The sequence below is a fragment of the Ensifer sp. ENS10 genome, from assembly GCF_014852025.1.
Classification (GTDB): Bacteria; Pseudomonadota; Alphaproteobacteria; order Rhizobiales; family Rhizobiaceae; genus Ensifer.
Genome location: NZ_JACVAS010000001.1, coordinates 1049960 through 1062690 on the forward strand (window position 1 = coordinate 1049960; position 12731 = coordinate 1062690).

Genomic DNA, 12731 nt, shown 5'->3' on the forward strand with positions numbered 1-12731 from the left:
TGCAGCGGAAGGGAGAGGGCATGCAGGAACAGGTGCAGCAGTGCTGGGAGATCGAGACGGCGCCGATCCGTCCTGCAACCCAGGCCGACGCCAAGGCGGCGCTCTCGGTGCTGAAGGACATGGCCAAGGGTCATGACCAGATCGCAAGCCTGCTCGCTTCGGAGAGCCCGTTCAAGACATTCGTCGTCTCGGCCTTTGCGCTGTCGCCCTTCCTGCGCGACACCGGTGCCAGCCGCCCGGCCATTCTCGAAGAACTTCTGTCCACTGATCTTACGACCTTCCTGACAGAACGGGTGCGGCGCGCCCGCGACGCCTGGAAGCCGAACGAGGGTGGCGCTGCTTTGCCCGACACGGAGATCATGGCGCGGCTGCGGAGAGCCAAACGCGAGCTTGCCTTCGCCGTGGCGCTTGCTGACCTCTCCCGGCATTTCGACGGCCGCGAAACCACGCGCTGGCTAAGCGAATTTGCCGGTGCTGCCGTGTCGGCGACGATAGATCACCTGCTGCTGAGCGCGCACGAGAGCGGCAAGCTGATCGTCAAGGACGTCGCCTACCCGAGTGTCGGTTCCGGCGTCGTCGTGCTCGGCATGGGCAAGCTCGGCGCCTTCGAGCTCAACTACTCCTCCGACATCGACCTCGTCGTCTTCTACGATCCGCAATCCGGCATCATCGTCGATCGCGATGATGCCTCGGAAACCTTCGGCCGCCTGCTGCGCCGCCTGATCCGCATCCTGCAGGAGCGCAGCGGCGACGGCTATGTTTTCCGAACCGACCTGCGCCTGCGGCCGGACCCGGGCTCGACGCCGCTCGCGATCCCGGTCGAAGCGGCGATGCTCTATTACGAGAGCAGGGGGCAGAACTGGGAACGGGCCGCCTTCATCAAGGCGCGGCCGGTGGCCGGTGATATCGAGGGCGGCGAGCGCTTCCTGCGCGAGCTGGTCCCCTTCGTCTTCCGCAAGTATCTCGACTATGCGGCGATCGCCGACATTCATTCGATCAAGCGGCAGATCCATGCGCACAAGGGGCATGGCGAGATCGCGGTCAAGGGGCACAACATCAAGCTTGGCCGTGGCGGCATCCGCGAGATCGAGTTCTTCGTGCAGACGCAGCAGTTGATCGCCGGCGGCCGCATGCCGGAGCTGCGCCAGCGGGCGACCGAGCCGATGCTGCGGGTCCTCGTCAAGGCCGGCTGGATCGACGAGGAGACAGCCGACGAACTTGTCGAGGCCTATTGGTTCCTGCGTGATGTGGAGCACCGGATCCAGATGGTGCGCGACGAGCAGACCCATGTCCTGCCCGAGACCGAGGCAGAGCTGAAGCGTATCGCCTATATGCTCGGCTTCGAGGACACGGCCGCTTTCTCCAAGGCGCTGTCGCGCGTGCTGAAAACCGTCGAGCGCCGCTATGCCCAGCTTTTCGAGCAGGAGGCCAAGCTCTCGACCGAGACCGGCAACCTCGTCTTCACTGGCCAGCGCGACGACCCCGATACGCTGGAGACATTGCGAAAGCTCGGCTTCCAGCGGCCGTCGGACATCTCCCATACGATCCGCACCTGGCATTACGGCCGCTACCGTGCGACGCAATCGGTGGAAGCGCGCGAACGGCTGACCGAGCTGACGCCGGAGCTTCTGCGCGTCTTCGGCGAAAGCCGCCGGGCCGACGAAGCGTTGCTGCGGTTCGATAATTTCATTTCCGGCCTGCCGGCGGGCATCCAGCTCTTTTCGCTGCTCGGCAACAATCCGGGCCTACTGTCACTGATCGTCAACGTCATGTCGTCGGCGCCGCGGCTTGCCGAAATCATCGCCGCGCGTCCCCATGTTTTCGACGGCATGCTCGATCCGGGCCTGCTCGCCGAACTGCCGACCCGGGACTACCTCGCGCCGCGCATCGCCAATTTCGTCGGCGGCGCGCGGCACTATGAGGAGGTGCTCGACCGCCTGCGCATCATCGCTGCCGAGCAGCGCTTCCTGATCGGCATCCGGCTTTTGACCGGCGCCATATCGGGTGCCCAGGCGGGCCGCGCCTTTACCGATCTCGCCGACCTGATCATCGCCGCGGCGGTGAAGGCGGTGCAGGACGAAGTCCGCTCCGTGCACGGCGATTTCCCCGGCGGCCGCATCGCCGTTGTCGGTATGGGAAAGCTCGGCAGCCACGAGCTGACCGCGGGCTCGGACGTCGACCTGATCCTGCTCTATGACTACGATGAGGCGGCAACCGAGTCCGACGGCACCAAGCCGCTCGACCCGACGCGCTATTTCACGAGGGTGACGCAGCGCCTGATCGCGGCACTTTCCGCGCCGACCGCCGAAGGCATTCTCTACGAGGTCGACATGCGGCTTCGTCCGTCCGGCAACAAGGGGCCGGTCGCGACCAGGATCAACGCCTTCGCCAAATACCAGCGCGAAGAGGCCTGGACTTGGGAGCATCTGGCTCTGACCCGGGCGCGCTGCATCTGTGGCGACGACAAGCTGATTGCCGAGGCCAATGCGATCTTCGCCGAAATCCTCGGCCGCAAGCGCGATGTTGCCAAGGTGAGTGCCGACGTGATCTCCATGCGCGAGATGATCGATAGTGAGAAGCCGCCGAGCGACATTTGGGATTTCAAGCTGATCCCGGGCGGTCTCGTCGATATCGAATTTATCAGCCAGTACCTGGCGCTCGTCGCGCCGGCGAATGGCGTTCAGCCGCTGACTGCCGGCACCAATACCGGCGATGCGCTGAAGCTGCTCGGCGACGCCTTGATGAACCCAAACGATCTCGATGTCGCCCTGGAGGCGCTGCATCTCTTTACCGAGTTGTCGCAGATCGTGCGGCTGTGCATTGAGGGAGAGTTCGAGCCGAAGGAGGCGCCGGCCGGGCTGATCGATCTCGTCTGCCGGGCAGGGGACTATCCGGACCTGAAAACCTTGGAGGCAGACATCCGCCGCCTGTCGAAGGCGGTGCGGCGCGTTTTCCAATCGGTGGTTTCAGGCTGAGCGTCGTTCACTGACGCGTTAAATCATCGCGATCAATATGCTGAGCGGGATGCGAGCGGAAACCGTTCGCACTTCTCCTGATCCCGCTTCAGGCGCGGTCGGGGATTCTAACCGAGATGATGGTGCCGACGTTTTCCGTCGAGTGTATTTTCATGCTGCCGCCGTGCAGGCGGGTGAGTGAGCGCGAGATCGCGAGCCCGAGGCCCGATCCGCCCTTGCTCTTGGCGTATTGGCTCTGCACCTGTTCGAAAGGCTGGCCGATCTTCTGAAGGGCGTCGCGCGGAATGCCGATGCCGGAATCGGCGATCGTCAGTGTCACGGCGCCGGTCACCTTGCGCGCTCGAAGCGAAATGCGCCCGCCATTGTTGGTGAACTTGACGGCGTTCGAAAGCAGGTTGAGCAGCACCTGCTTCATGGCGCGTCGATCGGCGACCATGGTGAGGCCCGACGAGATCTGTTGCACCACACGGATGTTCTTCTGCTCCGCCGGGATTGTCGTGAAGCGCAGCGTCTCTTCAATCAACGGCGCCAGATCGATCCTCTCGCGGCTGATGCGCATGTGCCCGGCCTCGATCTTCGACATGTCCAGGATGTCGTTGATGACGTTCAAGAGGTGCTTGCCGCTCTCGTGGATGTCACGCGAGTATTCGTTGTATTTCTCCGAGCCGAGCGGCCCGAACATCTGGTTCTGCAGGATCTCCGAGAAGCCGAGGATGGCGTTGAGCGGCGTGCGCAGTTCATGCGACATGTTCGCCAGGAATTCCGACTTGGCGCGGTTCGCCGCTTCGGCGCGTTCCTTTTCCGCCTGGTAATTGGAGTTGGCGACCGAAAGCTCGGTCTTCTGCCGCTCCAGCGTCATGCGTGACGCCGAAAGGTCGCCGATCGTCGCCATCAGACGCCGCTCGGATTCGCGCAGGCGCACCTGGTGGCGTTTCAGAAGCGTGATGTCGGTGCCGACGGAAACGAGGCCGCCGTCGCGCGTGCGCCGCTCGTTGATCTGCAGCCAGCGTTCGTCGGCAAGTTGAACCTCGCTCGTCTGCGACTGGTTGCTACGGTCAGGATCGGCGATGCGCCGTTCGACCACGGGGCGTGCTGCCGCGGTTTGCACGGCAATGCGTTCGGTGCCCGGAACAAGCACGTGATCCGGCAGCTTGTAGGCTTCCTGGAAGTGGGTGTTGCACATGACCAGGCGGTCATGCTTGTCCCAAAGGACGAAGGCCTCAGACGTACATTCGATCGCGTCGGCGAGCCTCTGGTCCGCTTCGGCATAGCGCTGGGCAAGCCGGTGCTGCTCGGTGACGTCCATGGCGATGCCGATCAGATGCGCCCGCCCGGAAACGGTACGGATGATTTCCGCGCGGGCGCGTAGCCACACATAGTGGCCATCCGCATGTCGCATGCGGAAAACCTGGTCGATCTGGCGCGCGTCGCCGCGCGCGATGGTGCGTGCCACGCCGTAGATGCCGCGATCATCGGGATGCATCAGCCGCGCGGCGTCGCCGAAGGAGAGCACGCTGCTCTCGCCGGGCATGCCGAGCATCTCGTACATCGACCGCGACCAGAACAGCCGACGGTTGGCAAGGTCGAAATCCCAGAGGCCGCAACGGCCACGTGACAGCGCCGTCTCGACACGCAGGTTGGATTCGACAAAGACCGAATCCGCGTCGCGGGCCCGCTTGGCCTGAATGTAGTAGGCGTAAAGCACCATCAGCAGAATCGCCGAAATGCCCGCAAAGAGCGTAACGTTGAGTGACACCTCGTCGCGCCAGGTCGTTTCTAGCTGGGTGATCGGCGTCGCGGCCAGCACCACCCCGGCCGCATCGGGCAATTGCGCCAGTGCCACGATATGGTCGACACCGACGATCGGTGTCTTCATGACGCTGGAATGCTCGCCGAAATACTGCAGCGTCGCGATATCCGGCGCGACCGCCGCCAGCGTCCGGCCGATGAGCGGTCCGCCTTCCTGGGTGCTTGCGAAGATCCGGCCATCCTTCCGGACCGCAAGGATAAATGTGCCGGGATCGAGCATGCCGGTTGGCAGATACTGGCTGAAACGTTGTTCCGCGTCCGCGCGGCGGCCCTCGTCAAAAAGGGCTGCACCGTCCGTCTGGAAAGCCGCAACCGCGATGGCGGCCGCGAGCCCGACCGTCTGGCGCGAACTCTCTTCCATGCGGGCGTGCTCGTCCATGATGCTGGACATGCGCGAGACCGCGACGATGATCAGGAATGCGATGATGAGGATCGGGATGGAACGCTTGAGAACGGGCTCCGCGCTCGCCAGACGCCGCGAGGTCGGTCCGGCAAAGATCTTCGCCTGCGAGATAAACTCCTGCTCCAGGCGGCCGGCAAGCCCCGGAAACTTGAGTCGCAACCGCCCGTCGGCTGCGCTCGCCTGTCGCGCGTCCGCCATCTTTCCCAATCTGAAAACCCTCTGATGATTCGGCGCGCCGCTCGCCCGAATCTGACTCAATGAATCACAGGGCGATTCGCCTTGTCCAGAGGCGTTGGTAAAGATTTGTTAACCATTTCTTATCGTTGGGAAATAGTAGGCCGGGTCGCGTGAGCGGCCCGGCCCTAAACAAAATCAATGAGTTCCAGAGCGCAGTGCGTTCAGATGAACGCACAAAGGACGCTCCAGCACTTTGATTCTAGAGCAGTGATTCCACTTGAAGCCGGATGCTCTAGGACTCAGGCCTTGAGCATCCGCTCGACGATGTCGCCGACGTCGGCCGAAAGTTTCGACGCTCCGGCAATCTCCTTCAAGGCCTTGCGGGCATGACCGGCGCGCTTGTCCTCCAGCGAGCGCCAGGAACGCATCGAGGTGAGGATACGGGCCGCAAGCTGCGGGTTGCGCGGGTCGATGTCGAGGATCTGGCGCGCGAGGAAGCGGTAGCCCTCACCATCGGCGCGATTGAAGCCGGTCGGGTTGGCGAAGGCATAGGTGCCCACCAGCGAGCGCACGCGGTTGGGATTGTTGCCATTGAACAGGGGCTCGGCCATCAGCGCCTTGACGCGATCGAGCGTTGCGGCGCCGGGGATCGTCGCCTGGACGGCGAACCACTTGTCGATGACGAGTGCGTTGTCGGCAAAACGCTTGCGGAACGTCGCAAGCGCTTCCGAGGTCTCGGCGGCATCCGGAAAGCGGTGCGCGAGCAGCGCCAGCGCATGGCTGAGATCGGTCATGTTGTTGGCGGCGGCAAAGGCCTTGGCGGCGCGCTCCGGCCCTTCATCGCCCTGGACGAGGTAGGTGAGGGCGCTGTTGCGCAGCGCCCGCCGGCCTGCACTCGCAGCATCCGGGCTGAACGCGCCTGACGAAACGAGGTCTTCGGCCAACTTGAGGAAGGTGTTGCGTCCGGCAGCGGCAACGGCCACCAGGATCTGCTGACGTGCGGCGTGGATCGCGTCGGGATCGTTGTTCGTGCCGATCTCGCGGGCGATATCGGATTCGCTCGGCAGCGCCAGCGCCTGCGAGCGGAAGGCGGGCTCCAGCGTGTCATCCGCGGCCGCACGGACCAGGCCGTCGATGAGCGCCGTGTCGCAAACGACCGGCTTTCCGGCGCGGACATTCGCCGTGGCCTCGACCAGGTTGCTGAGCGCAATGGCGTTGAGCGCCTGCCAGCGGGCGAAGAGGTCGCTTTCGTGATGCGCGATTAGTGCGAGGTCCTCGGCGCTCTGCTCGATATGCAGATTGATCGGCGCGGAGAAGCCGCGGTTGAACGACGGCACCGGGCGCGACGGGATGCCGGAGAAAACCACCGTCTGCTTGCGCTCCGTGAGGTGCAGGACGTCGCCGGTCAAGTCGGCGCCGGAGACCGAGGAGAGGTCGACTTCGCTGCCGCCTTCAAGCAGCAGACCCATGCGCAGCGGAATATGCATCGCCTCCTTGGCGCCCTGTCCTGGCGTCGCTGGCACGGTCTGCTCGAGCGACAAGGTGAAGGTCTGCTTGGCCGCGTCATAGGCGCCAGAAGCGGTGACCAGCGGCGTTCCGGCCTGGTGGTACCAGAGCGCGAATTGGCGGAGATCTCGGCCGCTTGCCTCTTCGAAGCAGGCGACGAAATCTTCGATCGTGACGGCCTGGCCGTCGTGCCGGTCGAAATAGAGGTCCATGCCCTTCTTGAACAGATCGCGGCCGAGGATCGTCGCGATCATGCGGGTGACTTCCGAGCCCTTTTCGTAGACGGTCGTCGTATAGAAGTTGTTGATTTCGCGATACTTCGTCGGCCGCACCGGATGGGCCAGCGGGCCGGCGTCCTCGGGAAACTGCTCCGACTTCAGGTGCCGCACCTCGGCAATGCGCTTGACCGCACGCGAGCGCATGTCGGCGGAAAATTCGTGGTCGCGGTAAACCGTCAGGCCTTCCTTGAGGCACAGCTGGAACCAGTCGCGGCAGGTGATGCGGTTGCCGGTCCAGTTGTGGAAGTATTCGTGCGCGATGATCGCCTCGATATTGGCGTAGTCCGCATCGGTCGCCGTTTCCGGATCGGCGAGCACGTATTTGTCGTTGAAGACGTTGAGACCCTTGTTCTCCATCGCCCCCATGTTGAAGTCGGAGACGGCGACGATCATGAAGATGTCGAGGTCGTATTCACGGCCGAAGGCATCTTCGTCCCACTTCATCGAGCGCTTGAGCGCGTCCATGGCGTAGGAGGCGCGTGGCTCCTTGCCGTGCTCGACATAGATCTTCAGCGCGACTTCGCGGCCGGACATCGTCGTGAACGTATCCTCGACGACGCCGAGATCGCCGGCGACGAGCGCGAAGAGGTAGCTCGGCTTCGGATGCGGGTCGAACCAGGCGGCGAAATGGCGGCCGTCGCCCATGTCGGCGCCGCCGAGATAGTTGCCGTTGGACAGCAGGAGGGGAGCGGACGCCTTGTCGGCGATGATGTTGACCGTGTAGACGGCAAGCACATCCGGACGATCGGGGACATAGGTGATGCGGCGGAAGCCTTCGGCCTCGCACTGGGTGCTGTAGATGCCGTTGGTGCGGTAAAGCCCCATCAGTTGCGTGTTCGTATCAGGCGAAAGCAGCGTGGTGATGGTGATTTCGAAGGGTGCGGTTTCCGGTAGGCCGCGGATGGTCAGCGTATCGTCGGCAACGTCGTAGAGGGCGGTTGCGAGCTCTTCCTGGTCCAGCAGCAGGCCGGTCATCTTCAACTCGTCACCGTCGAGCAACAGAGGCGCCGATGCGTCGACGCCTTCGCGACGATGGAAGATCAATCGGGCTTCGACCTTGGTTTCCTTCGGGTCTAGCTCGAAGGTCAGATCCACTCTCTCCAGAACGAAGTCGGTCGGCCGATAGTCTTCCAGATGAATAATCTGGCCAGTATTTGTCCGCATGGTCAGTCCCGCTTGCGCCGTTCTACTGGAGAATTTGTAGTGGGCGCCTGTGATGGTGAAAAGGCCAAGGGGCGAAAAGTCGGATAATGCCACACGATTGTGATGCCGGCGACCGCACTTTCGACAGAAAAGGCATGGCTTCCCGAAGGTCTTCCCGCTCCCTTATCGGATTGACGTGTACCGAAGTGGGACTAACAAGACATGAATTGGAAAGGTTTTTTTCGCGGCAGCTAAAGAAAAGCTCGACGTCGTTTTGCCGAACGGCAATCGATCAAGAAAAAACGTCATTCATCACGAAGTTTGATCCGACTTTCTTGCCGAGCGTCGCTAAGGTGACGAAGTCCTATGGCGGTTTCTCCGCCTAAAAATCTCCAAACCAGCCCTCGTGTCTGCTGATCGCCGGCGGAGGCTGTTCGAAAAGTGCCCTCAATGGATGCGGAAGTCGAAAGCCCGATGAAGGGGATCCTGCTCAAGGTCCTTTCCGTCGTCATTTTCGTTTGCATGTCGACGTTGATCAAGGCCGCCGGAAACGAGATGGCCACCGGCCAGATCACCTTCTACCGCTCGGCCTTCGCCATGGTGCCCATTCTCGGCTATCTCGCCTTCCGCGGACAGTTGCGCGATGCTTTCAAGACAGAGGATTTCACCGGCCATATCGCCCGCGGCTTCGTCGGCATTCTCGCAATGAGCTTCGGCTTCTACGGCCTCGTGCATCTGCCGCTGCCCGAAGCGATCGCCATCGGCTACGCCATGCCGCTGATCGCCGTCGCCTTCGCGGCACTTTTCCTTGGCGAGACGGTGCGGCTTTATCGCTGGTCGGCGGTGGTCATCGGGCTGGTCGGCGTGATGATCATCACGTGGCCGCGGCTGACCCTTTTCCGCGAAGGCGGCTTCGGTTCGCTGGAGGCGCTGGGCGCCGCAGCGGTGCTGGTTTCGGCGGCTCTCGGCGCGGTGGCAATGGTGCTGGTGCGAAAGCTCGTCAAGAACGAGCGGACCCATACGATCGTGCTCTACTTCTCGCTGTCGGCCTCGGTCTTCTCGCTGGCGACGCTGCCCTTCGGCTGGCCGTCGATCTCGCGCGAAGCCTTCCTGCTGCTTATGGTCGCCGGCTTCTGCGGCGGCGTCGCGCAGATCCTTTTGACTGAGAGCTATCGTCATGCCGACATGTCGACGATCGCGCCGTTCGAATACACGTCGATCGTGCTCGGCTTGATCATCGGTTATTTTCTGTTCGACGATGTTCCGACGGCCACCATGCTGATCGGCACCGCCATCGTCGTCGGGGCCGGCATCTTCATCATCTTCCGCGAACATCGGCTCGGGCTGGAGCGCAGGGGCGCCCGCAAGCACGTGACGCCGCAGGGCTGAGGACGAAGCGCGAGTTCGCTTCTGTCGGTGGCCTTTATGAGCGCGGCTTATCCCAGGCAGGAACCGTGTCGTCATCGATCAGCGGTTCCTGCGCCATCTGCTGGGCGATGGGGCTCGTCACGTCAGGTCCGGGTGTCGGCATGACGCTCGTTGCCTGGAAATCGGTCTTGGCGACCAGGCCCTTGTGCTGCTCGCGCTGCAGGATGCGCCAGGCGGCGTAGCCGCCATAGAGGGCGAAATAGACAGCGAGAACGAGGAACAGCGCCGCCGGGCCGAAGCGATCCATGACCGGACCGACCATCAGAGGACCGGAGATCGTGCCGAGCCCATAGGTGATCATTAGGCCGGACGATGTCTCGACATATTCTTTGGGTTTGGCGAGGTCGTTCGCATGCGCGACGTTGAGCGCATAGATCGGAAACAGAACCGACCCGACGAGAGCGGCGACCAGGTAGAGCACAGCCGGTGAACTGCCGATTGCTGCCGACATCGCCAGGCAGGAGACGACGCCGACGACGCCGCAGCCGATCATGACGATACGCCGGTCGATCTTGTCGGAGAGGCGGCCGATGGGGATCTGCGAGATCGCGCTGCCGGTCAAAAGCGAGGCGAGCAGGGTTGCACCTTCGGCCGTGGAAAGACCGATCTTCTGGGTGAAGACGCCGCCGAGATTGAGCCAGGCGCCGGAGAGCGCACCGGCCAGAAAGCCACCGACGACGGCGACCGGCGAGCGGCGGAAGAGCGTCGGGATGTCGAACTTGGCCTGCGCGGGCGGTGCGGGCATCGGCGAGGAGGAGAGGGCCGTCGGCAGGAGGGCGAGGGAAAACAGCACGGCGCAGAGCATGAACAGGGATGTGTTCGTCGGGTCGCCGAGCGGCACCATATATTGTCCGCCGATCGTGCCGACCATCGTCGTGATCAGGTAGAGCGAAAACAGCAGCCCGCGGTTTTCGTTGGTGACGCGCTCGTTGAGCCAGCTTTCGATGACGAGGTAGCTTCCGGAAATCGCAAAGCCCGATATGGCGCGAAACGCGATCCAGGCGCGCCAGTCGACAATGAGGCCGCAGAGCAGAATTGCGATCGACAGCAGCGTGATCAGTGCCGTGAAGACGCGCACATGGCCGACGCGCAACACGAATTTGGGCGTGACGACGCAGGAGAGCGTGAAGCCGACCGTGTAGCCGGTGGCGATGATCGAAACCGTCAGCGTCGACCAGTCCTCGGCGACCGAGCGCACCGGGATGACATAGCTCTGAAGGCCGAAGGCGACCATCATGAGCAGGGTCGACACCATCAGGCTGAGGACGGAAGCGAGGCTGGCCAGCATCGGCGCTCCTGAAAACAAGGCGCCCCTCCATCGACGGCGACGGCAGGCAAGCGCAGGTGGAGCGAGGACGGTCTGGCGGATACCGGACGAGCCCGACACTCCAAGGTCAAAGCGAGTGTGGCTCTATCCAGTTTTTCAGGCGCTGTCGATTGCGACAGGCGATGGCAAAAAGGCGTTAGGCCTCTTTGCCGGCAGCGATCAGTTCGGCAGCAGCGGGCTCACGGCCACGCGATGGGCGCGGCGTGCATCCTTCTTGGTGCTGAGAATGGTGTATTCGCGCGAGGCACGCACGGCAGTACCGATGTCGGAGATCGAATCGAACAGGACCTTGAGGCTAACGATGGGCTTGGTCATGGTTGCGTTCCTTTCTTCGTCGTCGGCCAATCATGGCGACTTGTGCACGCGATACGCGCTCAAGCGTATCGCGTGGGGATCAGCGCTGAATGAAATCGGCGAAAATCTGCGCTGGACGGGTGGTCCGGGCAAGGCCGATCGCGGTCATCTGCTCGTTGGCTGCCGTGCCGAAGCGGTTGAACGGCGTCCGGTAAGCAGCGCCGGTGTGGCGGAGCGTCTCAAAGCTGCTGTGGATCGGACGAAAGCGGGCAGTCATGGCTCAATTCCTTATTCCATTCCTCCCGTGCCAGTATATTGCGCTGCAACATCTCATTTTGCAATGCGTCATAATGCGCCGCTGATATGCGCAAACCGCATGGCTTTCTTCATTCTTTGTTCATAAAGCGGGCAGGCAGGTTGGCGCCGCATGGGCGCACCGTAATTCGGCGAGAATCAGCCTTGGACCCGGGCCTTGAAGGCAAGCAGGTCCTGCCAGGCGAAGCGCTTGTTGACGGGCGCCGTCATCAGATCCTGCGGGTGCAACGTTGCGAGCGTCGGCACCGTGATGCCGCCGATCGAAAGCTCCCGCCATTCGCCACGAAGCTGGTGGATCGTGTCGTTGCCGCCGAAGAAGAAGCGGGCGGTGAAATTGCCGAGCAAAAGCAGATGTTTGGGCTCGGCAAGGGCGATTTGCCGTTCGATGAAGGGACGGCAGATGTCGGCTTCGCGCGCCGTCGGCACGCGGTTGCCCGGCGGGCGCCAGGGCACGACGTTGCTGAGCAGTACGCTTTCGCGCGCCAAGCCGATGCCGGCGAGCATGCGGGTCAGCATCTCGCCGAGCCGGCCTGCGAACGGCTGGCCGTCGCGATCGCAGTCGGCATAGGGCATCGGGCCGACGATCATGATGCCGCTTGCCGGGTCGCCCTCGGCAAAGACGAGGTTGCGGGCGCTGTTCCGGAGATTGCAGCCGGCAAAACCCTCCATCGCAACCCTGAGCTCGACGAGCGATCGGGCTGATTCGGCGGCAAAGCGCGCCTCTTCGATCGCCTGCGCATCGGGAATGGCAACAGCAGGGGCGCTCGCGGCTGGAGCCGGTGCACGGCTTTCGCGGGATGGAGCGGAGGCGGGGGCCGCCGCTGCCGCTGTCTGGCGCGCCGGCGCTTGCGAAGCGGCCGTCTCCGCACGGCTGTTGGCCGCCGGCGCGCGCGCGTTGCCGCGCGCCGCCTTCATTGCCTCGAACTCGGCGAAGCGGTCGACCGGCTCCTCTTCCAGCAGCCATTCGACGCCCGCATCCGCATGGAAGGCGAGGAGGGCGGCAAGCTGCGCCGGAGAGAGATCGTGGGCGGAAATCATGGCCGCCAACCTAACCCATAAGCCGTCGGACCGGAACC

General features: G+C 63.2%; 8 protein-coding genes. 2 read left to right on the top strand and 6 right to left on the bottom strand.

The genetic code is table 11. The features are described from left to right. Window positions 1-20 precede the first annotated feature (20 nt). Window positions 21-2975, top strand: a complete 2955-nt coding sequence (locus IB265_RS05115; protein WP_058325579.1) for a bifunctional [glutamine synthetase] adenylyltransferase/[glutamine synthetase]-adenylyl-L-tyrosine phosphorylase — start codon at window positions 21-23, stop codon at window positions 2973-2975. Window positions 2976-3063: 88 nt separating this feature from the next. On the opposite strand, the gene IB265_RS05120 is transcribed toward IB265_RS05115, so the two are convergent. Together IB265_RS05120 and pepN are read right to left on the bottom strand one after the other, a co-directional pair. Then, window positions 3064-5394 (bottom strand): PAS domain-containing sensor histidine kinase, encoded by a 2331-nt coding sequence (locus IB265_RS05120; protein WP_057250371.1) that lies wholly within the window; start codon window positions 5392-5394, stop codon window positions 3064-3066. A 269-nt stretch (window positions 5395-5663) separates the two neighbouring features. Then, the gene (gene pepN, locus IB265_RS05125; RefSeq protein ID WP_057250368.1) at window positions 5664-8312 is read right to left on the bottom strand and encodes an aminopeptidase N; all 2649 of its coding nucleotides are present in this window, start codon (window positions 8310-8312) and stop codon (window positions 5664-5666) included. A gap of 429 nt (window positions 8313-8741) precedes the next feature. Here pepN and IB265_RS05130 point away from each other — a divergent pair, with 429 nt between their 5' ends. Continuing rightward, a complete protein-coding gene (locus tag IB265_RS05130; protein WP_057250367.1) occupies window positions 8742-9680 on the top strand; it encodes a DMT family transporter in 939 nt (312 codons plus the stop codon). Window positions 9681-9714: 34 nt separating this feature from the next. Here the strand turns inward: IB265_RS05130 and IB265_RS05135 are convergent, their stop codons facing one another. From IB265_RS05135 to IB265_RS05150, 4 genes are all read right to left on the bottom strand, one after another. After that, window positions 9715-11007 (bottom strand): MFS transporter, encoded by a 1293-nt coding sequence (locus IB265_RS05135; RefSeq protein WP_057250365.1) that lies wholly within the window; start codon window positions 11005-11007, stop codon window positions 9715-9717. Between the two features lie 198 nt (window positions 11008-11205). Then, the gene (locus IB265_RS05140; RefSeq protein WP_093232127.1) at window positions 11206-11361 is read right to left on the bottom strand and encodes a hypothetical protein; all 156 of its coding nucleotides are present in this window, start codon (window positions 11359-11361) and stop codon (window positions 11206-11208) included. A 79-nt stretch (window positions 11362-11440) separates the two neighbouring features. After that, a complete protein-coding gene (locus IB265_RS05145; protein ID WP_089043882.1) occupies window positions 11441-11617 on the bottom strand; it encodes a hypothetical protein in 177 nt (58 codons plus the stop codon). 176 nt (window positions 11618-11793) lie between these two features. Continuing rightward, complete coding sequence (locus IB265_RS05150; RefSeq protein ID WP_057251075.1) at window positions 11794-12693, bottom strand: uracil-DNA glycosylase family protein; 900 nt, start codon at window positions 12691-12693, stop codon at window positions 11794-11796. Between the last annotated feature and the right edge of the window lie 38 nt (window positions 12694-12731).

What these genes read in the sequence shown, in the direction of transcription:
- pepN (WP_057250368.1), bottom strand. Translation starts at nt 8,312, where the DNA reads ATGCGGACAAATACTGGCCAGATTATTCATCTGGAAGACTATCGGCCG.
- IB265_RS05145 (WP_089043882.1), bottom strand. Translation starts at nt 11,617, where the DNA reads ATGACTGCCCGCTTTCGTCCGATCCACAGCAGCTTTGAGACGCTCCGC.
- IB265_RS05135 (WP_057250365.1), bottom strand. Translation starts at nt 11,007, where the DNA reads ATGCTGGCCAGCCTCGCTTCCGTCCTCAGCCTGATGGTGTCGACCCTG.
- IB265_RS05130 (WP_057250367.1), top strand. Translation starts at nt 8,742, where the DNA reads ATGGATGCGGAAGTCGAAAGCCCGATGAAGGGGATCCTGCTCAAGGTC.
- IB265_RS05140 (WP_093232127.1), bottom strand. Translation starts at nt 11,361, where the DNA reads ATGACCAAGCCCATCGTTAGCCTCAAGGTCCTGTTCGATTCGATCTCC.
- IB265_RS05150 (WP_057251075.1), bottom strand. Translation starts at nt 12,693, where the DNA reads ATGATTTCCGCCCACGATCTCTCTCCGGCGCAGCTTGCCGCCCTCCTC.
- IB265_RS05115 (WP_058325579.1), top strand. Translation starts at nt 21, where the DNA reads ATGCAGGAACAGGTGCAGCAGTGCTGGGAGATCGAGACGGCGCCGATC.